At 67.5% G+C, this 23,348-nt stretch carries 25 protein-coding genes; 12 read left to right on the top strand and 13 right to left on the bottom strand.

All coding sequences use genetic code 11. The annotated features are described in order from the left end of the window. The first annotated feature begins 188 nt into the window (after positions 1–188). The 3 genes from KBI52_RS08615 to KBI52_RS08605 all read left to right on the top strand — a co-directional run bounded on the left by KBI52_RS08615 (position 189) and on the right by KBI52_RS08605 (position 1,976). Positions 189–1,205, top strand: a complete 1,017-nt coding sequence (locus tag KBI52_RS08615) for a YeiH family protein (protein ID WP_210806755.1) — start codon at positions 189–191, stop codon at positions 1,203–1,205. A 66-nt stretch (positions 1,206–1,271) separates the two neighbouring features. Continuing rightward, positions 1,272–1,574: a 4a-hydroxytetrahydrobiopterin dehydratase gene (locus KBI52_RS08610; protein ID WP_210806753.1), complete on the top strand. Its 303-nt coding sequence runs from the start codon at positions 1,272–1,274 to the stop codon at positions 1,572–1,574. 3 nt (positions 1,575–1,577) lie between these two features. Continuing rightward, positions 1,578–1,976 (top strand): GFA family protein, encoded by a 399-nt coding sequence (locus KBI52_RS08605; protein WP_210806751.1) that lies wholly within the window; start codon positions 1,578–1,580, stop codon positions 1,974–1,976. 147 nt (positions 1,977–2,123) lie between these two features. On the opposite strand, the gene KBI52_RS08600 is transcribed toward KBI52_RS08605, so the two are convergent. Next, the gene (locus KBI52_RS08600; protein WP_173949087.1) at positions 2,124–2,909 is read right to left on the bottom strand and encodes an SDR family NAD(P)-dependent oxidoreductase; all 786 of its coding nucleotides are present in this window, start codon (positions 2,907–2,909) and stop codon (positions 2,124–2,126) included. 80 nt (positions 2,910–2,989) lie between these two features. On the opposite strand from KBI52_RS08600, the gene KBI52_RS08595 reads away from it, so the two are divergent. The 3 genes from KBI52_RS08595 to rlmN all read left to right on the top strand — a co-directional run bounded on the left by KBI52_RS08595 (position 2,990) and on the right by rlmN (position 5,842). After that, positions 2,990–3,376, top strand: a complete 387-nt coding sequence (locus tag KBI52_RS08595) for a YkvA family protein (RefSeq protein ID WP_210806749.1) — start codon at positions 2,990–2,992, stop codon at positions 3,374–3,376. 302 nt (positions 3,377–3,678) lie between these two features. Then, positions 3,679–4,386: a hypothetical protein gene (locus KBI52_RS08590; RefSeq protein ID WP_173949089.1), complete on the top strand. Its 708-nt coding sequence runs from the start codon at positions 3,679–3,681 to the stop codon at positions 4,384–4,386. A 142-nt stretch (positions 4,387–4,528) separates the two neighbouring features. Then, on the top strand, positions 4,529–5,842 hold the full coding sequence (gene rlmN, locus KBI52_RS08585; RefSeq protein ID WP_247654278.1) for a 23S rRNA (adenine(2503)-C(2))-methyltransferase RlmN: 1,314 nt from the start codon (positions 4,529–4,531) through the stop codon (positions 5,840–5,842). Between the two features lie 129 nt (positions 5,843–5,971). Here rlmN and KBI52_RS08580 read toward each other — a convergent pair whose 3' ends face one another. After that, positions 5,972–6,478, bottom strand: coding sequence for a hypothetical protein (locus KBI52_RS08580; protein ID WP_210806747.1), 507 nt, complete (start codon positions 6,476–6,478; stop codon positions 5,972–5,974). Between the two features lie 132 nt (positions 6,479–6,610). Between KBI52_RS08580 and KBI52_RS08575 the strand changes: the two genes are divergently transcribed. The 4 genes from KBI52_RS08575 to KBI52_RS08560 all read left to right on the top strand — a co-directional run bounded on the left by KBI52_RS08575 (position 6,611) and on the right by KBI52_RS08560 (position 9,537). Then, positions 6,611–7,099 carry a hypothetical protein gene (locus KBI52_RS08575; protein ID WP_173949092.1) on the top strand — a complete coding sequence of 163 codons (489 nt, stop codon included), beginning with the start codon at positions 6,611–6,613 and terminating at the stop codon, positions 7,097–7,099. Between the two features lie 286 nt (positions 7,100–7,385). After that, positions 7,386–7,991 (top strand): LemA family protein, encoded by a 606-nt coding sequence (locus KBI52_RS08570; protein WP_173949093.1) that lies wholly within the window; start codon positions 7,386–7,388, stop codon positions 7,989–7,991. Between the two features lie 4 nt (positions 7,992–7,995). Then, positions 7,996–8,925 carry a YgcG family protein gene (locus KBI52_RS08565; protein ID WP_247654277.1) on the top strand — a complete coding sequence of 310 codons (930 nt, stop codon included), beginning with the start codon at positions 7,996–7,998 and terminating at the stop codon, positions 8,923–8,925. Next, a complete protein-coding gene (locus KBI52_RS08560; protein ID WP_173949094.1) occupies positions 8,926–9,537 on the top strand; it encodes a TPM domain-containing protein in 612 nt (203 codons plus the stop codon). It begins immediately after the preceding gene. Between the two features lie 32 nt (positions 9,538–9,569). On the opposite strand, the gene KBI52_RS08555 is transcribed toward KBI52_RS08560, so the two are convergent. The 8 genes from KBI52_RS08555 to KBI52_RS08520 all read right to left on the bottom strand — a co-directional run bounded on the left by KBI52_RS08555 (position 9,570) and on the right by KBI52_RS08520 (position 16,819). Then, positions 9,570–10,325 carry a DUF1223 domain-containing protein gene (locus tag KBI52_RS08555; protein ID WP_371823141.1) on the bottom strand — a complete coding sequence of 252 codons (756 nt, stop codon included), beginning with the start codon at positions 10,323–10,325 and terminating at the stop codon, positions 9,570–9,572. 67 nt (positions 10,326–10,392) lie between these two features. Continuing rightward, entirely contained in the window at positions 10,393–11,349 is a 957-nt protein-coding gene (locus tag KBI52_RS08550; protein WP_210806745.1) for a lipid A biosynthesis lauroyl acyltransferase, read from the bottom strand. A 148-nt stretch (positions 11,350–11,497) separates the two neighbouring features. Further along, a complete protein-coding gene (locus tag KBI52_RS08545; protein WP_210806743.1) occupies positions 11,498–12,520 on the bottom strand; it encodes a zinc-binding dehydrogenase in 1,023 nt (340 codons plus the stop codon). A 250-nt stretch (positions 12,521–12,770) separates the two neighbouring features. Continuing rightward, positions 12,771–13,517, bottom strand: a complete 747-nt coding sequence (locus KBI52_RS08540; protein ID WP_173949098.1) for an SDR family NAD(P)-dependent oxidoreductase — start codon at positions 13,515–13,517, stop codon at positions 12,771–12,773. Between the two features lie 21 nt (positions 13,518–13,538). Continuing rightward, positions 13,539–14,819 (bottom strand): beta-ketoacyl-ACP synthase, encoded by a 1,281-nt coding sequence (locus KBI52_RS08535; protein WP_210806741.1) that lies wholly within the window; start codon positions 14,817–14,819, stop codon positions 13,539–13,541. 10 nt (positions 14,820–14,829) lie between these two features. Beyond that, on the bottom strand, positions 14,830–15,954 hold the full coding sequence (locus KBI52_RS08530) for a beta-ketoacyl-ACP synthase (RefSeq protein WP_210806739.1): 1,125 nt from the start codon (positions 15,952–15,954) through the stop codon (positions 14,830–14,832). Next, positions 15,954–16,415 (bottom strand): 3-hydroxyacyl-ACP dehydratase FabZ family protein, encoded by a 462-nt coding sequence (locus KBI52_RS08525; RefSeq protein WP_210806737.1) that lies wholly within the window; start codon positions 16,413–16,415, stop codon positions 15,954–15,956. The genes KBI52_RS08530 and KBI52_RS08525 overlap by 1 nt, the downstream gene beginning before the upstream one ends. A 122-nt stretch (positions 16,416–16,537) precedes the next feature. Then, positions 16,538–16,819, bottom strand: coding sequence for an acyl carrier protein (locus KBI52_RS08520; protein WP_009490841.1), 282 nt, complete (start codon positions 16,817–16,819; stop codon positions 16,538–16,540). A 309-nt stretch (positions 16,820–17,128) separates the two neighbouring features. Here KBI52_RS08520 and KBI52_RS08515 point away from each other — a divergent pair, with 309 nt between their 5' ends. After that, positions 17,129–17,851, top strand: coding sequence for a tyrosine-protein phosphatase (locus KBI52_RS08515; protein WP_210806735.1), 723 nt, complete (start codon positions 17,129–17,131; stop codon positions 17,849–17,851). A 21-nt stretch (positions 17,852–17,872) separates the two neighbouring features. Here KBI52_RS08515 and KBI52_RS08510 read toward each other — a convergent pair whose 3' ends face one another. Continuing rightward, positions 17,873–19,654: an ABC transporter ATP-binding protein gene (locus KBI52_RS08510; protein ID WP_210806733.1), complete on the bottom strand. Its 1,782-nt coding sequence runs from the start codon at positions 19,652–19,654 to the stop codon at positions 17,873–17,875. Positions 19,655–19,831: 177 nt separating this feature from the next. On the opposite strand from KBI52_RS08510, the gene KBI52_RS08505 reads away from it, so the two are divergent. Next, positions 19,832–20,458, top strand: a complete 627-nt coding sequence (locus KBI52_RS08505) for a LysE family translocator (protein ID WP_173949104.1) — start codon at positions 19,832–19,834, stop codon at positions 20,456–20,458. Between the two features lie 274 nt (positions 20,459–20,732). Here KBI52_RS08505 and KBI52_RS08500 read toward each other — a convergent pair whose 3' ends face one another. Beyond that, positions 20,733–23,129: a transketolase gene (locus KBI52_RS08500; RefSeq protein WP_210806731.1), complete on the bottom strand. Its 2,397-nt coding sequence runs from the start codon at positions 23,127–23,129 to the stop codon at positions 20,733–20,735. Beyond that, positions 23,108–23,348 (bottom strand): hypothetical protein (locus KBI52_RS08495; protein WP_210806729.1); only part of this gene is annotated, 241 nt, incomplete at its 5' end. The genes KBI52_RS08495 and KBI52_RS08500, both read right to left, overlap by 22 nt.

Below are 23,348 nucleotides of genomic sequence, written 5' to 3'. Positions count from 1 at the left end.
TCCCGCCACGGAAGGGCTCGGCGCCTCACGTCATCGGGATCACCGGGACAAGCCCGGTGATGACGCGGAGTATGCTTATTTCCCTTCCCGTACCTGCAGTGCCCCAGAACACGCCTGCCCATTTGAGCTTGCATCGGCGGCGCCTTGGGACTAGCCCCTGAGCCGAAGACCAGGACTGACACAATCCCATGATCCGCACCCGCATCGCGCAAGCAGCGCCCGGCACCGCCTTGTGCGCGGGGATCGCCCTGGCCGCTATGGGGCTGCAATGGGTGGAGGAGCACTGGACCGGGCGGCCCTGGCTCGAGGCCCTCGTCATCGCGATCCTGCTCGGCACCCTGGTCCGGACCCTCTGGACGCCGGACCGGCGCTGGACGCCCGGCATCGGCTTCTCCGCCAGGACCCTGCTTGAGATCGCCGTGATGCTTCTCGGCGCGTCGATTAGCTTCCAGGCGGTTCTCGACGCGGGGCTCGGCCTCATCCTCGGCATCGCCATCGTGGTGGCGCTCGCCATCGGGGCGAGCTACGGGCTCGGACGCTGGCTCGGCCTGCCGAAGCGCATGGCCATGCTGGTGGCCTGCGGCAACTCGATCTGCGGCAACTCGGCCATCGCGGCGGTCGCGCCGGTCATCGGGGCGAAGCCCGAGGACGTCGCCTCCTCGATCGCCTTCACGGCCATTCTCGGGGTGATCGTCGTGCTCACCCTGCCCCTGCTGGTGCCGCTGCTCGGCCTGTCGATGACGCAATATGGCGTGCTCGCGGGACTGACCGTCTATGCGGTGCCGCAGGTGCTGGCCGCCACCGTGCCGGTGAGCCTCGTCAGCACGCAGCTCGGCACCCTGGTGAAGCTCGTGCGCGTGCTGATGCTCGGCCCCGTGGTGATCGGCCTGTCCCTGGTCGCCCGCCGGGGCACGGGGAGCGCGAAGCCCACCTTCGCCTGGAGCCGGCTCGTGCCGTGGTTCATCGTGGGCTTCCTGAGCCTCGCCCTGCTGCGCTCGCTCGGGCTCATTCCGGACGTGATCGTGCGCATGATCGTGCCGGTCGCGACGCTGCTCACCGTCATCGCCATGGCGGCCCTGGGCCTCGGGGTGGATCTCAGGGTTCTGAGCCGCGTCGGCGCCCGGGTGACTCTCGCCGTGACGCTCTCGCTCCTGGTGCTCGTCGCCATCAGCCTGGGGTTGATCCGGCTGCTTGGCGTCGCGTGAGGCCTTGAAACCTCGCCGGAGCGCCTCATCACTAGGGCAGTCCCCTCCTGCCCCCGACATGCGCCCATGCCCCGCCTCACCGACGCCGAACGATCCGAACTCCTGCCCGCCCTCGACGGCTGGACCCTCGTCGAAGGGCGCGACGCGCTCCACAAGCGTTTCGTCTTCGACGATTTCAACGCCGCCTTCGGGTGGATGGCCCGCGTGGCGCTCGCCGCCGAGGCCATGAACCATCATCCGGAATGGACCAACACCTACAACCGGGTCGAGGTCACCCTCGCCACCCATGACGCCAAGGGTCTCACGCGCCGCGACATCGAACTGGCGCAGCGCATGGACCGGATGGCCGCCGGACTGGTGAAGGGATAGGCCATGACCGGAACACGCATCCGCACGGGCGGCTGCGCCTGCGGGCAGCTGACCTTCGAGGCCAGGGGAGAGCCGAAGCGCGTGGGGCTCTGCCATTGCATGACCTGCCGCAAGATCAGCGGCGCGCCGTTCAACGCCTACGTGATCTATCCCCGGGATGAAGTGACGGTCTCGGGCGAGTTCCGGGGCTGGTCGGCGACGCCCGAGAGCGAGCGCTGCTTCTGTGTCGTATGCGGCTCGCAGGTCTTCGACCGGGATTCCGACACCGAGATCGAGATCAAGCTCGGGGCCTTCGACGAGCCCGATCTCTTCACGCCCACCTACGAGGCCTGGGCCCGGCGCCGGGAGCACTGGCTGTGCACCCCGGATCTCGAGAGCTTCCCAGAAAACCGCGGTTCCTGAACGTGAGCCGGGATGAGGCGCTGTCGGCCCGCGACGTCATGGCTGGGCCCGTCCCGGCCGTCCCGATCACAAAAGAGCTGCGCCTCACCTGATCGGGATCACCGGCACGAGGCCGGCGATGACAGGCGTGGCGACGATACGCCTTCCCTATTTCGGCTGCATCCTCAACGCGCCGTCGAGGCGGATTCCCTCGCCGTTGAGCATGTCATTCTCGATGATGGCCTTGACCAGCGCGGCGTATTCCTCGGATCGGCCGAGGCGCGAGGGGAACGGCACGTTGGCCTCCAGGGCCTTGCGGTAATCCTCCGCGATGCCCTCGAAGAGCGGCGTGTGGAACAGGCCCGGCATGATCGTCATCACCCGGATGCCGAAGCCCGACAGGTCGCGGGCGACGGGCAGCGTGAGCCCCAGCACGCCGCCCTTGGAGGCCGCATAGGCGGCCTGCCCGATCTGCCCGTCCTGGGCGGCCACCGACGAGGTGTTGACGATGACCCCGCGCCCGCCGTCGGGCGTGACCGGATCGAGCCCGGCCATGGCGGTGGCGCATTTCGCGATCATCGCGTAGGTGCCGATCAGGTTGATCTCGACCGCTCGGCGGAAGCTCGCCACGTCGTGGGGGATCAGTTCTCCGGTCTCGCGCTTCTTCGACACGGTGCGCTTGCCGGGCGCGATGCCCGCGCAATTGACGAGAACCCGCTCGATGCCGTTGGCCGCACGGGCGGCGGCAAGGGCGGAATCGATCGACGCCTCGTCGGTCACGTCGGCCTTGCAGAAGACGGCGCCGATCTCCCGGGCAACCTCCTCGCCGCGCTCGGCGTTCATGTCCAGGATGGCGACCTTCGCACCGCCGGAGGCCAGCATTCGGGCCGTGGCCTCGCCGAGGCCGGACGCCCCTCCGGTGACGACGGCTGCCATCAATTTGTCGAGCTTCATCGCTTTTCTCCCTTCAGCCGGAGATGTCTTAAGCTATCCCCGAGCCAGCGGGAACGCATCCCATGGAAGGAGCCTGTTGAATGAGTGAACCCTTCATGAAGCCTTTCTCCAAGGCCGAGATGGAGGCCATCCGCAAGGAGACCCGGGACGAGGAAGGCCTGAAGCGCCGGTTCTGGGTCAAGCTGAAGCGGGTTGCGGGCAGAATTCCGTTCGCCGATGACCTCGTGGCGGCTTTCTTCTGCGCGACGGATCCGTCGACGCCCAGCCGCGTGAAGCTCATCCTCCTCGGCGCCATCGCGTATTTCGTCTTTCCGGCTGACGCCATCACCGACCTGCTGCCCCTGTTCGGCTTCGCCGATGACGCAGCTGTCCTGGCGGCCGCGATCACGCAGGTTGCCGGCTCCATAACGGAAGAGCACAAGGACAGGGCCCGCAAGGCTCTCAGAGACACGATGGAACACGCCTGAAAGCTTCGTTCTAGGACCATATTCAGAACAAAGAAAATTGACTTATTGCAATGTTATTATACATGACGTAAGGATGAGTCGTTCGCAACAAAGTCACCTTATTCCTCCGGCTTTTAAAGACGAACAAGCTTTGCAGAACCACCTTGGGTCGCCCGAAAGGCGGCCCTTTTTCGTAAGCGGCCGCGCGGCCCGTGCCGGGCGATGACACCAAGCGCCACGTTTCGACGCATCGCCAATCGGCTGGCGCGGCCTTAACGGAGATGGTGAAGAGTTCTTAACCATCCGCCTGTATGGTCCGCCCCATGATATCTGCATCTCTCCAGCGCGGCATCGCCGCGGGCATCCTTTCCGCCATCGTGGTCATCGGAACCGGGCCTGCAGCTCTGGCTCAGTCCGGACGTTCGACGCAGCAATCGACCCGCGGGACGCCGGCCAAGCCGGCCCCGGCGACCAAGCCCAATCCCGCTCCGGCGGCCAAGACCAATGCGGCCAAGCCTGCCGCGGCCGCCGCAGGGGCCGCAGGCGCGGCAGCCGCCGCCAGGCCGGCCCAGGCGGCCACGGGCCCGGGGGGCGCCTCGCTGCTGACCTCGTACGGCGATTGGGGCGTCTACACGGCCCAGACCGGCCGTTCGAAGATCTGCTATGCCCTGAGCCAGCCCAAGGACCGGCTGCCGAAGAACGTGAACCGCGACCCCGCTTATCTCTTCGTGTCCTTCCGCCCGGCGGAGAACGTGAGGAACGAGGTCGCCCTGGTGCTCGGCTTCACGGCCAAGGAGAACGGCCCGGCGGAAGCCGCCGTCGGCAACGCGTCCTACGCGCTGATCACCAAGGCGGCCAATGCATGGCTCAAGAATCCCGCCGAGGAAGGCCAGGCGATCGCCACCATGGCCCGCAGCGGGACCGTGACCGTGAAGACCCAGTCGGCCCGCGGCTCCAGCCTGACCGACCGCTATTCCCTGAACGGCTTCGGCAAGGCCCTCGAACACGCCCGCAAGGAATGCGCTTCCTAAGCCCCCCGCACGGTTGAAAATCAGTACCTCGATGAGCATGTTCCGGGTCTCGCGCCCGGAATTTTGCGTTTGAAGGCTCACGGTTTCGGCGCAATCGTGCTATAGGCACGCCGATTCCCAACAACGAGGCTTGAGATTTCCCATGGCGACGGTGCTCGACATCGCCAAGCGCAACCCCAATGCGGCCACCGTGGCCGTGAGCGATGCCGCGCGCGCGGCCGGGTTCATCGAAAAGACCGCGGAGCTGAACGTCGTGGCCGGCGCCGCTCCGGGCGGCGCGTCCCTCGTCGGCCTCACCCGGGACCAGCTCAAGGAGTCTCTGGCCGCCATCGGGGTTCCGGAGCGCGAGCACAAGATGCGCGTCGCCCAGCTCTGGCACTGGATCTATTTCCGCGGGGCGAAGGACTTCGCCGAGATGACCAATGTGGGCAAGGAGCTGCGCGCGAAGCTCGCCGCCGCCTACACGCTCGCCCGCCCGCAGGTGGTGTCCGAGCAGGTCTCGAAGGACGGCACCCGCAAATGGCTGATCCGCATGGCCTCGACGGGCCCGCTCGACAAGGGCGCGGAGATCGAGTGCGTGTACATCCCTGAGGTCGACCGCGGCACCCTGTGCGTGTCGAGCCAGGTCGGCTGCACCCTCACCTGCTCGTTCTGCCACACGGGCACCCAGCGCCTGGTGCGCAACCTGACCTCGGCCGAGATCGTGGCACAGCTCATCGTGGCCCGCGACGCCATCGGCGACTGGCCCGACGCCACCCCGCCGGAGGGCGCCTTCGTGCCGACCGACGGCGGACGCTTCGTGTCCAACATCGTGTTCATGGGCATGGGCGAGCCGCTCTACAACATCGCGGACGTGATCGCGGCCATCGACGTCATGTCGGACGGCGAGGGGCTGACCCTGTCCCGCCGCCGCATCACCGTATCCACGTCCGGCGTCGTGCCCCAGATGGAGCGGCTGGGCGCGGAGGCCAACACCATGCTGGCGATCTCGCTGCATGCGGTGCGCGACGAGCTGCGCGACGAGCTGGTGCCGATCAACCGCAAATACGACATCAAGCAGCTGCTCGATGCCTGCCGGGCCTATCCGGGCCTGTCGAACGCCCGCCGCATCACGTTCGAATACGTGATGCTGAAAGGCGTGAACGATTCCGACGCGGATGCGCGCGAGCTCGTGCGCCTTCTCAAGGGCATCCCGGCCAAGATCAACCTGATCCCGTTCAATCCCTGGCCGGGCTCGAAATACGAGTGCTCGGACTGGGAGCGGATCGAGCGCTTCTCGGAGATCGTCTACCGGGCCGGCTATGCCTCGCCGGTGCGCACCCCACGCGGCCGTGACATCCTGGCCGCCTGCGGCCAGCTCAAGAGCGAGACCGAGAAGCTGCGCGCCCGCGCCCGCATGATGGCCGAACAGGGCATCGGGGCCGAGGGCGTCTATGCGGTGGGCAACGGGGAGTAGTCTCCGAGGCTCGCTCCTCGCTGCCGGCGGGGAATGACACCCTCTCCCGTCATGGCCGGGCTTGTCCGATCGAGATCACCGGCACGAGGCCGGTGATGACGGCAGTGCGGCGGACGTCCGCACCATTCTCTAGGCGTTGTCCCGCACCGCCTGGGCGCGTTTGCCGGCCTGCGAGACGCGACCGGCATCCATCGGATTGACGATCCGGTCGCGGCGGTCGCTCGCGTTCTTGCGCATGCCCTTCCGGGGCGTCCTGCCGGAATCCGGCCGCGCTGGCGTCTCCGCCTCCTGCCGCATCGCATAGGCCCGGCGGGCATTGGCGCGCAATTCCTCGGCTTTCCGGTGCTTGCGCTCGCTGTTGATCCGGGTCAGCGCCTCGGCCAGGACACGCGCCTTCTGGCGGTTGCCGGCATCCTGCTTCTCGAAGGTCGTCGTCTGCCGGCCCTTGCCGCGCACCTCCCGGCGCTGGCGACGGGCGATGTCCCGGGCCCGGTCGCGCCGCTCGCGCAGGCGCCGGGTCAGGTCCGCGAGCGCCGAATCCTCCAGCTTGCCCAGCACCGGATACCGGGTCTGCTCGACGAGGGTGAACTCCTCGTCCGACATGAGCCGCCGCTCGTCCAGCTTCGACGTCGCCATGGCGTCCTCCTCCTGCATGGATGCCCGCCGCCCGAGACCGAGACCGAGACTAGCACAATGTCGGGCCTGGAAAACCCGACAGGCCACGGCGCCTCTGGCAGGCGGACATGAACTTTGCCACTATGCGCCTGCATGATCCGCTGGCTTCTCCTGATCCCCTTCGCGCTTCTCATCGCCATCGGCGCGAGCGGCACCTTCTTCCTCATCGCGTCCATCGTCGATCCCGTCATGGCGGTGCTCACGGGCGACACGCTGTTCGTCGGCTTCTGGTCCCTGGTGGATGCGGTGTTCGCCGCCGAGGATCCCGGGCCGATCGTGGAGGGCGCGTTCCTGACTGTCGGCCGGATCGTCTTCACCCTGCTGGTCCTGCCCCCGCTCATGATCGCGGTCGTGAGCGAGGTGCTGGGCATGCGCAGCCTCCTCTGGCATGCGCTCGCCACCGCCACCCTGACGGCAGCCGTGCCCTTCATCCTGCGCGGATCCGCCCGGATCGCCTCGCCGGCGGAACTGCATGTGAGCCTCGTGCTCGGCCTCACCGGGGCGGTCGCCGGCCTCGTCTACTGGGCGATCATCGGAGGGCGGAAGACAGGCCCCGCCGGGATCGACGGAAAGATCTCCTGAGGCCAAAGAAAGCGGAGGCAGCATGCCCCCATGCCACCTCCGAAGTTTCGGGAGGACCTGGCCGCTAAAGCCAGTATCGATACTGTGTATCACTTCGGATTCCCGCGCAATTCGGCCGGTTGGATGAATGACCGCCTAGGCCGTCCGGACAATGCGGGCCTGCCGCGCCGGCAGGATCCAATCCGATGTGCACGGCCGACCGAAAGCGGCTTGTTGAAAGAGCGTGCCTGCCCCATGTGTTGATCCCAGCAAAGGTTCCCGGACCCGAATCGCGAGAAGGACAGACATGACAGCCCTGCTTTTACCGGCCCGGATCCGCGTCGCCCTCACCGGCATGCTTCTGGCGTTCGGGCTGTCGGCCTGCGGCATCAACAATGTTCCGACCCTGCAGGAGCAGGCCAAAGCCGCCTGGAGCGAGGTGCAGAACCAGTATCAGCGCCGGGCCGACCTGATCCCCAACCTGGTCGAGACCGTGAAGGGCTTCGCCCAGCAGGAGCGCGAGGTGCTGACCCAGGTGACGGAGGCCCGCGCCCGGGCCACGCAGGTCCAGGTCGACGCCTCCACGATCACGGATCCCGAAAAGTTCCGTCAGTTCCAGGAGGCCCAGAACCAGCTCTCCGGGGCGCTGGGCCGGCTGCTCGCCACCGTCGAGCGCTATCCGGAGCTGAAGTCGAACGCCAATTTCCTTGCCCTGCAGTCCCAACTCGAAGGCACCGAGAACCGCATCGCGGTGGCCCGGCGCGACTACATTTCGACCGTGCAGGCCTACAACACGGAACTGCGCACGATCCCCGGCCGCTGGATCGCCTCCATCGTCTATCCGGACGCCAAGCCCATGGAGACCTTCACGGCCACGGCCGGCTCCGACCGTCCGCCCGAGGTGAAGTTCTAGACGGATGATCACTCCACCCCGTCATCACCGGCCCGGTGCCGGTGATCCCGATCACGAAGAGCGTGGCGCTTTTCAGCATCGGGATGGCCGGCACAAGCCCGGCCATGACGGAGAGTCTCCGCCGGATTGCTCCATCTCCACCGCGTCCCCTTCGCGCAGCGGGGGAAGACGATGGGCGGCGCTCTTCCTCTCTCTCCTCATCCTTCTCGGGTCTCTCCCCGCTTTCGCCCAGACCTTCCCCCAGCTGACCGGCCGCGTCGTCGATGCGGCGAACCTTCTCAAACCCGAGGAGCGGACGGCCCTCGAGGCCAAATTGAAGGCCCACGAGGACAAGACCACCGACCAGGTAGTGGTCGCGACCGTGCCCTCGCTGGAAGGCTATCCGATCGAGGATTACGCCAACCGCCTCTTCCGGCACTGGCAGCTCGGCCAGAAGCAGAAGGACAACGGCGCCCTCCTCGTCGTGGCCCCGCAGGAGCGGAAGGTGCGCATCGAGGTGGGCTACGGGTTGGAGGGCGCGCTCACCGACGCGCTGTCCAAGGTCATCATCACCACGGCGATCGCGCCGCAGTTCCAGAAGGGCAATTTTTCCGGCGGCATCGATGCGGGCGTCGATGCCATGCTGTCGATTCTGACCGGGGACGCGGAGGAATGGCACCGCCGGGCCGAGGTGCGTGAGGACGGCGCCACGAGCATCGACCCGGTAATCGCTTTCGTGTTCCTGCTGATCCTGTTCTTCCTCATCTCGCGCATGATGGGGGCCGGCCGGACGCAGGGCGTCAGACGGGGGCGGCGCGGCCCCTGGATCGTCACCACCGGCGGCTGGCCGGGTGGTGGCGGGTGGTCCGGCGGAGGCGGCGGATGGTCCGGCGGGGGCGGCTTCTCCGGAGGCGGCGGCTCGTCGGGCGGCGGCGGCGCCTCGGGGAGCTGGTAGATGATTTCACCCGACGATCAGGCGCGCCTCGCCCAGGCGATCAGCGACGTGGAGGACGACACCTCCGGGGAGATCGTGCTCGTGCTCGCCGAGCAGGCGGGGCATTACCGTGAAATCCCGCTGCTCTGGGCGCTTCTCGCCGCCCTGGTCACGCCCTGGCCGCTGATCTGGCTCACGTCGATCAGCACGTCGCGGATCTTCCTGATCCAGCTCGCGGTGGCGCTCGCCCTGGGCCTCGTCCTCTCCTGGCCGAAGCTGCGCTACGCCCTCGTGCCGCGCTCCCTCAAGCAGGCTCAGGGTCATGAGGCCGCCTCTCGCGAATTCCTGCGCCGGGGGCTCACCCGGACCCGGGAGAAGACGGGGGTGCTGATCTATCTGGCGCTCGCCGAGCACCACGCCGAGATCCTGGCCGATACGGGGATCGCCGACCGGGTCGACGCGACCGTCTGGGCCGACATCGTCGCCGACCTGACCCGGACGATCCGGGACGGGCGCATGACCGAAGGCCTGATCGTGGCGATCCGGCGCACGGGGGCGATCCTGGCCGAGCACGCCCCACCCCGCCTCGACGACGTGGACGAACTGCCCAACAAGGTCATCATCCTGCCCTGAGGGAGGCGCCCTTCGGAGACGTGGAAGCCGAACTAGAACCCGGGACCCCTGGCCGCCCCGAGAATGATCCCGGGTCGTGCGGCATCGGTGCTCTGCAGAAGCACCACATAGGCATCGCCGCCGCTGCGCGCGGTCTCGAGCGGCACCTCGAACCGCGCCGAGCCGCCGAGCCATTCGCCGACCCTGGTCAGGCCGCGCACCACATTGGCGTAGGTGATCGTCTTGCCCCGGTTCTCGCCGCGCTCGATCGGCACCGTCTTGGCCTTCAGGACCGGCAGCACCCACAGTTCGGCCGCACGCTGCGTCGTGTCCTGGGTCTCCTCGACGACGATCGTCACCTGACCGTTCTGCTCGTTGACGGTCACGTTCACCGGCAGGGTCTTGCGGCCCTTCGACGTGGCCTGAATGGCCTGTTCGACCTGGTCCCGGTCGGAGCCGATGCAGGACTTCTTGCCGTTGACGATCATCTGTGGGGTGAAGACCTGCCGGTCCTTGCGCGAATGGGCATAGGCCTTCTGGCGCTCGGTGAAGGACACATGGGCGAGCGTGTCCTTCCAGCCGAGATAATCCCAGTAATTGACCGGCAGGGAGAGCGCGATGATGTCCGGCTGGCGGGAATATTCCACGAGGAGCTCGTCGGCCGGCGGGCAGGACGAGCATCCCTGGCTGGTGAACAGCTCGACGACCGCGCGCGGCGGGTCCGCCAGAGCAGGCTGAAGAAGAGCGGCGAGACCGAGGGCCGCCAGAGTCAGTGTCAAACGGGACGCCATGGTGCCGCTATCGAACACGAAATCAGCCTCGAGGGGAACTCACGTTACTTTGAACGCGAGCGCATTATACGAACCAGGAACCGCGTCAATGAGAAGGAGATCCCGCTTTCGGGTCCGATGCCCGAGCAGGCACCCGCCAGCGGCGGTGCATCCACAGCCATTGCTCCGGATGCTCCTTCACCCATTCCTCGACCACGGAGGTCATGGCCTGCATGGCGCCCTGCACGTTGATCTGGCCGTCCGGATCACGGGGCAGGTCGAGCGGCGGGGTGAGCTGCAGGCGGAAGCGGTGGTTGGGCAGACGGATCACCCGCACCCCGTGGACCGGGCAGTCGAACCGGCGGGCGAATTTTCCCAGAATCGGGTTCACCAGGGCCGGGCGTCCCATGAAATCGACGATCACCCCGCGGGTGAAATGCTGGTCGATGAGCATGCCGAGATGACCGCCCTTCTCCAGCGCCCCCTGCATGGCGAAGGCCGCGCCCTGGCGGGCCGCCTCCAGGTTGCCCATGGTCTCGCTGCGGATCTCGTGCAGGACGCGGGCGATGGCCGGATCGTTGGGCGCGCGGAACACCGCCGTGGTGTCGAGCCCGAAGCGCGCCGCGCAGATGGCGGGCAATTCCCAATTGGCCAGATGGGCGGAGAAGATGAGTCCCGGCCGGCCGTCGTCCCTGAGGCTCAGGAAGTGATCGATGCCGTCGACCTCGGTGCGGCCCGGCACGGTGCTGTCGGGGTCGAAGTCGAACAGCCGGCCGAGATGGGGATACTCGCCGCCCGTGCGGCCGAGATTGTCCCAGGCGGCGAGCGCCAGGGCCTTCACCTCGGCGTCGGATTTCTCCGGGTAGGCGGCCCGAATGTTGGCCAGCGCCGTCTTGTGCGCCTTCAGCAGCGGGCCGAAGGTGCGGGTGATCGCGGCGCCGACAGCGCCGGACCGCTCCGGGCCCAGAGCGCGCGCAAAGGCGAAGACGCCACGGACGACGCCGACCATGACGGTTCCGACAAGACGCGACACGAAATTGCGGGACCGGTGGGGCTGCTGCACGGGGTTCTGATCCTGGCACGGTGAGCCGGCTCGAGGCCGGCGATGGAAAAAGAAGGTGAAGAAGAAAAAGTCCCGCGTCTTTTTCGAAGGCAGCCTGGTTCGTCAAGACCGACGGTCGCGGCGAATTGCTCCCGCGGCCGTGCTTGGTTCAGAACGTCACGATCACCTTGCCGAAGACTTTCCGGCCTTCGAGCCGCTCCAGGCCGTGTCGGAACTCGTCGAGCGGGAAGACCGCGTCGATGACCGGGTTCATGCCCCCGGCCATCTTGTCCAGCGACTGCGCGATGTTCTCGATCCGGCAGCCGAAGGAGCCGAAGATCCGGTACTGCTGCTGAAAGAGCTGCATCAGGTTCATGGTGGTGGACACCCCCGAGGTCGACCCGCAGGTCACGAGGCGCCCGCCGCGCTTGAGGCAGAGGAGCGAGCCGTTCCACGTCTCGGCGCCCACATGCTCGAACACCACGTCGACCCCTTTTCGCTTGGTCAGGCGGCGCACCTCGCCCTCGAAGCGTTCGGTGCGGTAGTTGACGACGTGATCGGCCCCGAGTGCCTTCGCCTTCTCGCCCTTCTCGTCGTCGCCGACGGTCGTGTAGACCGTGCAGCCGATGGCCTTGGCCATCTTGATCGCCGCGGTGCCGATCCCGGAGCCGCCCGCATGGACGAGGATCGATTCGCCCGGCTCCAGCCTGGCATTGTCGAACAGCATGTGCTGCACGGTGCCGAACCCGATCGGCGCGCAGGCGGCCTGCTCGAAGGACACGCCCTGCGGCACCGGGATCACGAGCCGCTCGGGCCGGTTGAGCAGCTCGCGGGCGAAGCCGTCGATATGAAAGCCCATGATACCGGCGACGTTCTCGCACAGATTGTCCCAGCCTTTCCGGCAGGCCTTGCAATGGCCGCAGGTCTCGGCCCCGTACATGGTGACCGGATCGCCCGCCTTGAACCGGGTGACGCCCTCGCCGACGGCCGCGATCTCGCCCGAGGCCTCGACGCCGACGGCCTGCGGCATCTTGCGCTTGGCGAAGGCCATGCCGCGAAAGCCCCAGACGTCGAGGTAGTTGAGGGCGAGCGCCTTGACCCGCACCTGCACCTCGCCGGGCGCCGGCGGCGGCGGAGGCTCGATCTCGGTGATGCGGAGATCACGGTCGCCGAAGAGCTGAAGGGAGCGCATGAAAGCCAATCCTGGTCGTGTGTCTGCCTGCATCTCAAGGCGCGGCGATCACGGAGACAATCGTTCCCGGCGGCTTAAAGGGCCGAGGCGCCGATGACAAGTTTTGTGTCGTTGCCGAAGGACGCGTGGGGGGACGAACGGCCTCTCCTGTCGTCCCGCCCTCCGCCTGTCATGGCCGGCCCTGTGCCGGTGATGACGGCGAGAGCGTCATCCTCCGGCGAAGCAACGGCGCGGAGGATCGCAGGGCAGCCTACCGATGCACGCCCAGCATCGACGTGAGCCCGCCGTCGATGGGCAGGACCGCGCCGGTGATGTAGGCGGCCGGTTCGGACAGGAGAAAGGCCGCGAGGCCCGCGATCTCCTCCGGCTTGGCGAAGCGGCCGGCCGGGATCTGCTTCTCCATACTGTCGCGATAGGCCGCATAAGGGGCCATCATGTCGGTGTCGATGAAGCCCGGCGCGATCACGTTGACCGTGACGCCCCGCTTGGCGGTCTCGATCGAGAGGGTGCGGCAATAGGAGATCAGCGCTCCCTTGGACGCCGCATAGGCGGCATTGCCGGGATTGCCCTGGAGCGCCGCCACCGACCCGATGGCCACGATGCGGCCGGCCTTGGCCCGGATCATGCCGCGCATGAGCGCTTTCGCAATCCGGGTGAGCGACCAGAAGTTCACCTGCATGGCCGCTTCGGCCTTGTCCTGCTGCATCATGGCGGCGAGCGCGTCGTAGGGCTGGCCGGCATTGTGGACGAGCCCGAAGAAGCTCTCGCCCTCGACCGCCTCGCAGAAGGCCTCCAGGGCCGCCTTGTCGGCGAGGTCGACCTCATGGGCCCGGATGGTGCGGCCGGGGCTCGTCTGCATCAGCTCGTCGGCCAGCGTCCTGGCGGCCTCGCCCGAGGACCGGTAGGTGAAGTCGACATCGTGGCCGCCCGCGACCAGCGCCCGCACGATGGCGGCGCCGACGCCCTTGGCTCCGCCCGTCACCAGAACCCGGGTCATGGTCTCACGCTCCTCATGGCCTCAGGCTCCCTTCGGCTCGGCCCCGAAGACGAGGCAGGTATTCTGGCCGCCGAAGCCGAACGAGTTCGAGAGCACGTAGTTCACCTCGGCATCCCGGGCGACGTTCGGCACAACATCGAGCGGGATCGCCGGATCCGGCACCTGGTAGTTGATGGTCGGCGGGATGCGGCCCGTGGCGATGGTCATGAGCGACATCACGGCCTCGACGGCACCGGCCGCGGTGAGCGTGTGGCCGATCATCGACTTGTTCGAGGAGATCGGCAGGCCGGCCATGCGCTCGCCGAACACGGCGGTGCAGCTCATGGCCTCCATCTTGTCGTTCTCCGGGGTCGAGGTGCCGTGGGCGTTGATGTAGTCGATGTCCTCCGGGACGACACCGGCATCCTCGAGCGCCTGGCGGATCGCCGTGATGGCCGGCATGCCGTCCGGGGACGAGCGGGTGCGGTGGAAGCCGTCGCCCTTCTCGCCGCAGCCGAGCACGTAGCCCAGGATCGTGGCGCCGCGCGCCTTCGCGCTGTCGGCGTTCTCGAGCACCAGGGCCGCGCCGCCCTCGCCCATGACGAAGCCGTCGCGGTTCTTGGAGAAGGGCTTCGATGCCCCTTCCGGGTTCTCGTTCTGGGTCGAGAGCGCCGAGAGCAGCGAGAAGCGGATGAGCGATTCCGGGTTCACGGACCCGTCGGTCCCGATGCAGAGCGCCGCCTCGGTCTCGCCGCGGCGGATCGCTTCGACGCCGAGCTGGATCGCCGTGGCGCCGGACGAGCAGGCGGTCGACAGGGAGATGGGCGAGCCTCGGGTGCCGAAGCGATCGGCCACCCGGTCGGCCACCGTGCCGAAGATGAAGAGGTCGTGCCAGGGCTTGAAACGGCCTGTGGCGGCTGCCTTGAGGAGATCCTTGTAGGTGACGTCCCCGTCCTGGCCCGAGGCCTTGGCCAGCGCCTCGCGCTGCGGCCATTCCATCTCGACCGGGGGCACGGCGATGAAGAGCGCTCCCGGAAAGTCCTCCTGGGCCAGCCCCGACTGCCCGACCGCCTCCTCGGCGGCCAGCATGGCGAGGCGCTCGGACAGCATGGGCGCGCAGAAGGGCTCCACGTCGACCGAGTCGATGGTGCCGGCGATCGTGGTGCGCAGACCCTCGGTCGGGAAGCGGTTGATCCGGTGGATGCCGGACCGGCCGGCCGTGAGAGCCGCCCAGGTGTCGTCCTTGCCCTGCCCAAGAGACGTGACCGTGCCGATGCCGGTCACGGCGACGAGCGGACGGCCCTGTGTGTCGCGAAGCGCCATTGCCTTCTCCTCAAGCCTTGGTGAGCCGGATGGCGCCTTCGCCGCGCCAATGGCCGATGGAGGTGACGAGCGCCTCGCCGGCCTTGCCGCCGGCGATCAGCCCTGCGGCGAGCGCAACGCCGGTGGCCGCCTGGGCTTCCATCGTGTGGCCCACGAGATCCCCGGTGGCGTGAACCGCCGCCCCGGGCGCGACGTCCTTGAGCGCCGCCTGCTCCTCGTCCGTGATGCCCTTGATCCCGGTGGCGCCGGAGATCACCAGGTCCGGCCGGGCGTTCAGCTGCCGCGACAGGGCGTGGAGCGAGGCCTCGACGCTGCCCGCCTTGCGGCGGGAGCGGTCCGAGGCGATCCCCGCCAGGGTGGCGATCGGCGCCGCCCCGCGGGACGCGGCATGCTCGCGGGATTCCAGTACCAGGAAACACGCCCCGGATCCGAGGATCATGCCGCCGCCGTCGGCCGGGCGATCCCAGACAGGTCGGTAGGGCTTCTTCCAGAGGAACCCGCCCATCTCGTAGATGAGGAGCACGTCCGGCCGCTGCGCGTTGTAGGCGCCGCCCACGAGAAAGATGTCGTCCTGGCCCGAGGCGATCCGTTCGCGGGCGATGCGCAGCGCATCGACGCCGCTCGATTCCTCGCCCATGAAGGTCCGGGAGGCGCCGGTGACGCCATGGACTATGGAGATGTTGCCGGCCAGCAGATTCGAGAGCTGCGCCAGGAACAGGGTTGGGCGCAGATCGCCCATGAGGCGCTCGTTGAGGAAGACGCCCGGGTTGTCGGCCTTGGCGAGGCCGGTGAGCACCTGCCCGTCGACCGCGTAGTCCCGCTCGCCGCCTCCGGCCGAGACGATGAGCTGCATGCGAGCCTTCAGGGCCGCATCGTCCTTGGCCCCCGCGGCGTCCAGAGCAAGGCCCGCGGCATAGCAGCCGAGCTTCTGCCAGGCTTCCATCTGGCGCTGATCGGACTTCTTGGGGATCTGCCGGTCCCATTCGAGAGCCCCGACGGGATGGACCGGAAAGGGTTCGAACGTGGCCGCATCGATGGTCGGGGCGCCGCCCTGCGCGAGCGCGGTCAGATGCGCCTCCAGGCCTTCTCCGGCGCCGGAGACGAGGCCGATCCCCGTAATGACGACATCCCGCATCAAACCGTCTCCTCCAGGAGGCCGATGCGCTTGGCTTGCGCCCGCATCAGGCCGTCCATGCCTTCCGGGAAGGGCATGATCCGGAAGCGCAGCTCCGCATCGCAGATCGGCTTGCCCTCGGCGGCGATCTTGGCCTTGGTCACCGCATAGCCCGAGCCTTCATGCTCCAGCGAGGCCGTGACGGTGAGCACCGTACCCGGTCCGACGAAGGTGCGGAAGCGCGCCTTGTCGACGCCCATTAGGAACGGCATGTGGGTGAAGCCCATGAGGCCGAGCACGAGATAGCCGGAGGCCTGCGCCATGGTTTCGGTCAGAAGGACGCCGGGCACGAGGGGGTGGCCGGGGAAATGCCCTTCGAACACCGGGCTCTCCTGAGGAACCGTGGAGGAGACCTCGATCCGCCTGGTCTCGCGGTCGAGGCTCGTCACCCGGTCGATCATTTCAAAGTATTCGAGGCGCATCCGGGTCTCTTACCCTCTTGCTCCCGGCAGGTTCAATGGGAAGAGAATCCATGAGGCGGAGCGCTGATGGATCGCCTCTTCGAACCAGCCTCGTTGGCCGGCCCGCCGGGATGGTTTGTTCGTCAGGCCTGCTTGGCGGCCACGAGGGCGTCGATGCGCGCCACGAGGTTCTTCAGGACGAAGTACTCCTCGGCGGGCGCCTTGCCCTCGTTCACTTCCTGCGTCCACTGCTCCAGCGGCAGCTTGATCCCGAAAGCCTTGTCGATCGCGAACGCGATGTCGAGGAAGGCGAGCGAGTCGATGCCGAGATCCTCGATGGCATGGCTCTCGGGGGTGATCTGCTCGCGCGGGATGTCGGCGGTCTCTGAAATGATGCCGGCGACGGTCTCGAAGGTGGACGACATGACGCCGCTCTCCTGAACTGCTTGTGGGTCTCAACGATCCAGCGCCGGCAAGCTCTCGAGGCCCGGTGTCCAGCCGCTCGTTTCGTCAAGGAGGGTTGTTTCGAAACGCACCCCTTACACGAGAGGCGGCAGACCGGCAACCGATTGGTTGCGTCCCGCCGAATTCCATCCGACCGAACCTTGGGAATTCGGCCTGCGGCAACTACCTATGGGACAGGCGATTGATTAATCGGCCTTCATCGTCGATAAGAGCCGCCTTCGGCCGCAAACCGAATGATCTTACATTGACGACAGATTGCTTGGATCGACGTGTTCAACAGGTTCCTCAAGCCTGAAATCCGCTATGCCCGCCGCATGGCCCGCATCGCGCGCTGGGACAGGCCCGTCGAGGGGCTGTCCGGACGCCTGCGCGCCTGGGCGCATATGCTGGTCGCCGACCACGGGGTCTTTCGCCTCTTCTACCTGAACAAGCACCAGGTGACCGATCGCCTGTGGCGCTCGGCTCAGCCTGCGCCCCACCAGATCGCCGCCCTTCAGGCCGAGGGTGTCCGCACCATCGTCAACCTGCGCGGCGGGCGCGAGCACGGTTCCTGGCAGTTGCAGAAGGAGGCCTGCGAGCGCCTCGGCATCCATCTGGAGGAGTTCGTCGTCCGCTCCCGGGGGGCGCCCGACCGGGAAACGCTGCTGTCGGCCAAGGAATTCTTCGACAAGATCGAGTACCCGGCCGTCCTACACTGCAAGTCGGGCGCGGACCGGGCGGGCTTCGTGGCCGCCCTCTATCTCGTGGTCTTCGAGGGCCGGTCCATCGACGAGGCCCAGCGCCAGCTCTCCATGCGATACGGCCATTTCCGCTTCTCGAAGACGGGCATCCTCGACGAATTCTTCGATCTCTACCGCCGGGAGGGCGAGGCCAGGGGCATGCCGTTCCTGACCTGGATCGAGACGCAATACGATGCCGAGGCCCTGGAGCGGAGCTTCCGCCCGAGCTTCTGGTCGAGCCTTCTCGTCGACAGGATCATGCGGCGGGAATAGGCCCAGAGCCCAGGCGATCTGTCAGGACAGCGCCGCCAGGCTGTGCTCGTCGTCGGAGAGCTGCAGGCGATGGAGGCGAGCGTAAACCCCTCTCTTCGCCATCAGGGCCTCATGCGACCCGGTCTCGACGATGCGACCGTTCTCCATCACCACGATCTGATCCGCGTTGCGCACGGTCGATAGCCGGTGCGCGATGACCAGGGTGGTGCGCCCCTTCATGAGGCGCCGGATGGCATCCTGCACCAGACGCTCCGATTCGGAGTCGAGGGCGCTGGTCGCTTCGTCGAGGAGCAGGATCGGGGCGTCTTTCAGGAACGCGCGGGCGAGCGAGATGCGCTGGCGCTCGCCGCCCGACAGGCGTCCGCCTCCGGGGCCGACCAGGGTGTCGTAGCCGTCCGGCTGCTTCAGGATGAAATCATGGGCGGCCGCCGCCTTGGCGGCCGCAACGATGTCCTGCTCCGACGCGTCCGGGCGCCCGAAGGCGATGTTGGCCCGGATGGTATCGTCGAAGAGGATCACGTCCTGGCTGACCACCGCAATGGCATGGCGCAGGCTCGCCAGGGTCACGTCCCGCACATCCTGCCCGTCGATCAGAACGGCCCCCTGATTGACGTCGTAGAGGCGCGGGACGAGGGACAGGAGGGTCGATTTGCCCGAGCCGGAGCGGCCGACCAGGGCCGTGGTCCGGCCGGCCTCGGCCACCAGGTCGACATGGTCGAGGGCCACGGCCTCGCCGTCATAGGAGAAGGTGAGGTTCGAAAACGCGATCTCGCCGCCATTGAGCGCGAGCGGCCTCGCCCCGGGCTTGTCCTGGATCCGGGGCGCCTCGTCCATCACCGTGAAGGTCCGGTGGAGGGCCGACGCCGCCTCCTGCACGATGGCGTTGAGGTTGCCGAGCGCCCGGATCGGCTGCGCCGCCATGACGAGGGCGCTGACGAAGCCGGTGAAGTCCCCGACCGTGCTGTTGCCAGACAGGATCCGGTGGCCGATCAGCATAAGCACGATCGCCACGGCCAGACCGCCGCCGGTCTCGAGGATGGGGTCCATCCGGCCGCGGGCATTGGCGGCCTTCATCTTGAGGTCGCGCACGTCGTCGAAGGTCCGGGCCGCCTTGGTCTTGAGGTAGCGCTCGAGCCCATAGGTCTTGGCGATGCGGGTTCCGGCCAGGCTCTCGGCGATGAGGCTTGCCATCAGGCCCGTCTGCTCCTGGGTCGAGATGGCGACCCGGCGCAGCTTCCGGCCGATCTGGTTCACCGGATAGGCGAAGACGGGCGAGATGACGGCCGCCACCAGGGTCAGGACCGGGTCGATCCAGAGCATCGCGGCGACAAGCGCGATGATCGTCGTGACCTCGCGCAGGAACACCGTGGACAGGCGGGTCAGTGCCTCCCGGATGAAGGCGAAGTCCGTGGTGAAGCGCTGGGTCAGGGCGGCCGGGCTCTCGCGCCCGATCTGGGCGAGGTCGGCCTCGATCAGGTGCCCGTAGAGCGCGGTCTGCATGTCGGCCTCGATCCGGGTCACCACCTTGTTGGTGAGGATCGTCAGGGCGAGGAGCGAGAAGCCCTTCACGGACGTGACGGCGATCACGAAGAGCGGCGCCAGCATGATGGCCTGGGCGTCCTTGGCGTCGAAGGCGTCGAAGGCCGCCTTGATCAGCACCGGGTAGAGCCCGGTGGCGCCCGAGACCAGGGCCACGAGCACGAGCACCAGGGCCAGCGTCTTCTTGTGCGGACGCATCCAGTCCCGCCACAGGCGGCGGATCAAGGGAAGGGTATCGCCTTGAAGGAGGCTTTTGCGGGCCATGCTCTGTCTTAGGGTTCTCGTCACGAAGAGCACGCGGTTAGCACGCCAGGCCCCTCGGCGGCAAATCCTCAACGGGACAGGAGCCCCAGGGAGCGCCGCTTTGCCGCTTTCGGACCGTCCCCTCGACACCGGGCCGAATCCATGGCTGCATGGCCCTCCCATCGCAGAGGAACCGCCATGACGCTCGAGACCTGGCTCGCCTTCGCGGCCGCCTCCGCCGTGCTGCTCGTCATCCCGGGGCCGACCATCCTGCTGGTCGTGTCCTACGCTCTCGGACAGGGCTGGCGGACCGCCCTGCCCATGGCGATCGGCGTCGCGCTCGGCGATTTCACCGCCATGAGCCTGTCGCTCCTCGGCCTCGGCGCTCTGCTTGCCGCCTCGGCGACCCTGTTCACGGCCCTCAAGTGGATCGGGGCGGCCTATCTGGTCTGGCTCGGAATCAAGCTGTGGCGGGCCGGGGGAGCCCTCGACGCGAGGCCACGCACGGACGCAACCTCGGCGCTCAGGATGCTGGGCCACGCCTGGCTGGTGACCGCGCTCAATCCCAAGGGGCTGACCTTCTTCATCGCCTTCCTGCCGCAGTTCATCGATCCGAGGCTCGCCCTCCTGCCGCAGGTGAGCGTCTTCGCCGCGACCTTCCTGATCCTGGCCTTCGCGAATGTCCTCACCTACGCGCTCATCGCATCGCGGGCCCGCCGGGTCGTGCAGAGCCCGCGGACCATGCGGGTGATCAACCGGACCGGCGGCAGCCTCCTGATCGGGGCCGGCGTCGCGACAGTGGCTCTGCGAGCCGGGCAAGCCTAAAGCGTCGGACCCAAAAGTGGACCCACTTTTGGGATTGGATCCGATGCTTCGTCATTGATGTGTGCATCGTTGATGCGGAAAACCGGGTCCACTTTTCCACACGATGCACTAGAAGCCGGCGAGCCGACCGGCTCCCGACGCCTCTCCGTCATGGCCCGGCCCGTCCCGGCCACCCCGATCGGAGAAGCGCTGCGCTCGACAGGATCGGGACCCCCTGCATGTGGCCTGTCATGACGTGAGAGGGTGAATTCCGGCCTGCTCAGGCTCCGACCGCTCACACCGCCTTCAGGTAGCGCATCGGCCGCCCGGGCGCGATCATCTCGGCGGCCGAGATGATCCCTTGCGCGTCGATGCCGAAATGCCGGTAGAGGTCCTTGATCGTGCCGGTCTGGCCGAAATGCTCGACGCCCAGCGAGCGGGTGCGGTGGCCCATGACGGAGCCCATCCAGGCCAGCGTCGCCGGATGTCCGTCGATCACCGTCACCAGGCCGCAATGGGCCGGCACGTCGGCGAGCAGGCGCTCCACGTGGGACCGGGCATGGACGAGGCCGCGCTCGCGGGCGCGCTGCGCCGCCGTCCAGCCGGCATTGAGCCGGTCGGCGGACGTGATGGCGAGCAGGCCGATGTCGCGCCGGTCCTCGGCCATGAGGCCGACGGCCTCGATGGCCTCCGGGGCGACAGCTCCCGTATAGGCGACGATCACCTGGGCGTTCGGCCCGGGCTTGCGGAGCCAATAGGCGCCGGCCATGACGTCGTCGGCGAGCTGGGGCGTCATCTCGCGCTGGGGCTGCTCCAGGCTGCGGGTCGACAGGCGCAGGTAGACCGAGCCGCCGGTCTCGTCGCGCAGCCAGGTCTTCTCGTCCGCCTCGCCCTCGCCGTCGCGCTGCATGTAGTCGAAGGCCCAGCGCATGATCACGGCAAGCTCGTCGACGAAGGCCGGCTCGAAGGAGGCGAGCCCGTCCTGCGCCAGGCCGACGAGCGGCGTGCCGATGGATTGGTGAGCGCCGCCCTCGGGCGCCAGCGTCACGCCGGACGGCGTGGCGACGAGCAGGAAGCGGGCATCCTGGTAGCAGGCGTAGTTCAGGGCATCCGCGCCGCGATAGATGAAGGGATCGTAGAGGGTGCCGATGGGCAGGATCCTCTCGCCGAACAGGGAATGCGACAGCCCCAGGGCCGAGAGCACGATGAACAGGTTCATCTCGGCGATGCCGAGCTCGATATGCTGGCCCTTGGGCGAGAACTCCCAGTTGTAGGTCGAGGGAATTCGCTCCTTCTTGAAGGTATCGACGAGGCTCTCCCGGGCGAACAGGCCGCGCCGGTTGACCCAGGCGCCGAGATTGGTCGAGACCGTCACGTCCGGCGCCGTGGTGACGACGCGGGAGGCCAGCGCGTGATCGGACCGGGCCAGCTCGTTGAGGATGAGGCCGAAGCCCTGCTGGGTCGACATGGCCGGATTGGCCGGAAACACGAGCCTGTCCGGCACCGACACCTGCGGGGCGCTGTAGCGCCGGGTGCCCTTCTGGATGAACGGGACCTCGCTCAGGAAGCGCTCGATCTCTCCTTGAGAGATCCCGAGGCCCTCGAACTTGTCCCATTCGTGCCCGGCCCGCACCCCCTGGGTGGCTTTCCAGGCCTCCATCTGGGTCGGCGTCAGCATGCCGGAATGATTGTCCTTGTGGCCGGCGAGCGGCAGGCCGAAGCCCTTGATCGTATAGGCCAGGAAGCAGACCGGCCGGTCGTGCTGCCGGGCCTTCTCGAACGCATCGAGCAGGCTCGGCAGATCATGGCCGCCGAGATTGGACATGAGCCGCGCCAGCTCCTCGTCGGAGCGCTTCTCGATCAGCCGGGTGACCGGCCCCTGGTCGCCGAGATCGTCGAGGAGGCGCCTGCGCCAGGCGGCCCCGCCCTGGAAGGTCAGGGCCGAATAGAGCTGGTTGGGGCACGAATCGATCCAGTCCCTCAGCCGTTCGCCGCCGGGTTCCCGGAACGCCTCCTGCATCAGGGAGCCGTGCTTGAGGATCACCACGTCCCAGCCGAAATTGCGGAACAGCGCCTCGAAGCGTTCCCACAGCCCCTCCCGGATCACCGCGTCCAGGCTCTGGCGGTTGTAGTCGATGATCCACCACGTATTGCGGATGCCGTGCTTCCAGCCCTCCAGGAGGGCCTCGAAGATGTTGCCCTCGTCCATCTCCGCGTCGCCCACCAGCGAGATCATGTGGCCTTCGGGGAGGTCCTTCGCCCAGCCATGGGCCTTGACGTAATCCTGCACGAGGCTGGCAAACAGCGTCTGCGCGACACCCAGGCCTACGGAGCCCGTGGAGAAATCCACGTCATCGATGTCCTTGGTGCGGGACGGGTAGGATTGCGCGCCCTTGTAGCCGCGGAAATTCTCGAGCTTCTCGCGGGTCTGGCGGCCGAAGAGATACTGGATGGCGTGGTAGATCGGACTGGCATGGGGCTTGACCGCCACCCGGTCCTCGGGCCGCAGCACCGAGAAGTAGAGCGCCGTCAGGATCGTGGAGAGGGATGCCGAGGAGGCTTGGTGGCCGCCGATCTTCAACCCGTCCTCGCTGGCCCGCAGGTGATTGGCGTTGTGGATCGTCCAGGTGGACAGCCAGAGCACCTTGCGCTCGAGTTCCTTCAGAATGCTCAGGTGCCGTGCATCGGCCATCGTGTCGTCTCCCCGGTTTTGCCGAGATATACGCCCGAAGCTTCAGAGAGGCGAGGCCGAAGCCTCCGGCTCTGGATTGGCATTTCGGAGGAGCCCGCGAAAACGAAAAGCCCGCCAAGCGGCGGGCCTTCGTGATGCTCTCGATCATGAGAGAAACTGGAGCGGGCGAAGGGATTCGAACCCTCGACCCCAACCTTGGCAAGGTTGTGCTCTACCCCT

Source organism: Microvirga sp. HBU67558, assembly GCF_018069605.1.
Classification (GTDB): Bacteria; Pseudomonadota; Alphaproteobacteria; order Rhizobiales; family Beijerinckiaceae; genus Microvirga; species Microvirga terrae.
The sequence above is the reverse complement of the archived record's forward strand: the minus strand, read 5'-3'. Positions and strand labels throughout refer to the sequence as shown.

Bases quoted from the DNA above. Each gene is read 5' to 3' on its own strand.
- KBI52_RS08615 (WP_210806755.1), top strand. From the start codon at position 189: ATGATCCGCACCCGCATCGCGCAAGCAGCGCCCGGCACCGCCTTGTGC.
- KBI52_RS08610 (WP_210806753.1), top strand. From the start codon at position 1,272: ATGCCCCGCCTCACCGACGCCGAACGATCCGAACTCCTGCCCGCCCTC.
- KBI52_RS08605 (WP_210806751.1), top strand. From the start codon at position 1,578: ATGACCGGAACACGCATCCGCACGGGCGGCTGCGCCTGCGGGCAGCTG.
- KBI52_RS08600 (WP_173949087.1), bottom strand. From the start codon at position 2,909: ATGAAGCTCGACAAATTGATGGCAGCCGTCGTCACCGGAGGGGCGTCC.
- KBI52_RS08595 (WP_210806749.1), top strand. From the start codon at position 2,990: ATGAGTGAACCCTTCATGAAGCCTTTCTCCAAGGCCGAGATGGAGGCC.
- KBI52_RS08590 (WP_173949089.1), top strand. From the start codon at position 3,679: ATGATATCTGCATCTCTCCAGCGCGGCATCGCCGCGGGCATCCTTTCC.
- rlmN (WP_247654278.1), top strand. From the start codon at position 4,529: ATGGCGACGGTGCTCGACATCGCCAAGCGCAACCCCAATGCGGCCACC.
- KBI52_RS08580 (WP_210806747.1), bottom strand. From the start codon at position 6,478: ATGGCGACGTCGAAGCTGGACGAGCGGCGGCTCATGTCGGACGAGGAG.
- KBI52_RS08575 (WP_173949092.1), top strand. From the start codon at position 6,611: ATGATCCGCTGGCTTCTCCTGATCCCCTTCGCGCTTCTCATCGCCATC.
- KBI52_RS08570 (WP_173949093.1), top strand. From the start codon at position 7,386: ATGACAGCCCTGCTTTTACCGGCCCGGATCCGCGTCGCCCTCACCGGC.
- KBI52_RS08565 (WP_247654277.1), top strand. From the start codon at position 7,996: ATGATCACTCCACCCCGTCATCACCGGCCCGGTGCCGGTGATCCCGAT.
- KBI52_RS08560 (WP_173949094.1), top strand. From the start codon at position 8,926: ATGATTTCACCCGACGATCAGGCGCGCCTCGCCCAGGCGATCAGCGAC.
- KBI52_RS08545 (WP_210806743.1), bottom strand. From the start codon at position 12,520: ATGCGCTCCCTTCAGCTCTTCGGCGACCGTGATCTCCGCATCACCGAG.
- KBI52_RS08540 (WP_173949098.1), bottom strand. From the start codon at position 13,517: ATGACCCGGGTTCTGGTGACGGGCGGAGCCAAGGGCGTCGGCGCCGCC.
- KBI52_RS08535 (WP_210806741.1), bottom strand. From the start codon at position 14,819: ATGGCGCTTCGCGACACACAGGGCCGTCCGCTCGTCGCCGTGACCGGC.
- KBI52_RS08530 (WP_210806739.1), bottom strand. From the start codon at position 15,954: ATGCGGGATGTCGTCATTACGGGGATCGGCCTCGTCTCCGGCGCCGGA.
- KBI52_RS08525 (WP_210806737.1), bottom strand. From the start codon at position 16,415: ATGCGCCTCGAATACTTTGAAATGATCGACCGGGTGACGAGCCTCGAC.
- KBI52_RS08520 (WP_009490841.1), bottom strand. From the start codon at position 16,819: ATGTCGTCCACCTTCGAGACCGTCGCCGGCATCATTTCAGAGACCGCC.
- KBI52_RS08510 (WP_210806733.1), bottom strand. From the start codon at position 19,654: ATGGCCCGCAAAAGCCTCCTTCAAGGCGATACCCTTCCCTTGATCCGC.
- KBI52_RS08505 (WP_173949104.1), top strand. From the start codon at position 19,832: ATGACGCTCGAGACCTGGCTCGCCTTCGCGGCCGCCTCCGCCGTGCTG.
- KBI52_RS08500 (WP_210806731.1), bottom strand. From the start codon at position 23,129: ATGGCCGATGCACGGCACCTGAGCATTCTGAAGGAACTCGAGCGCAAG.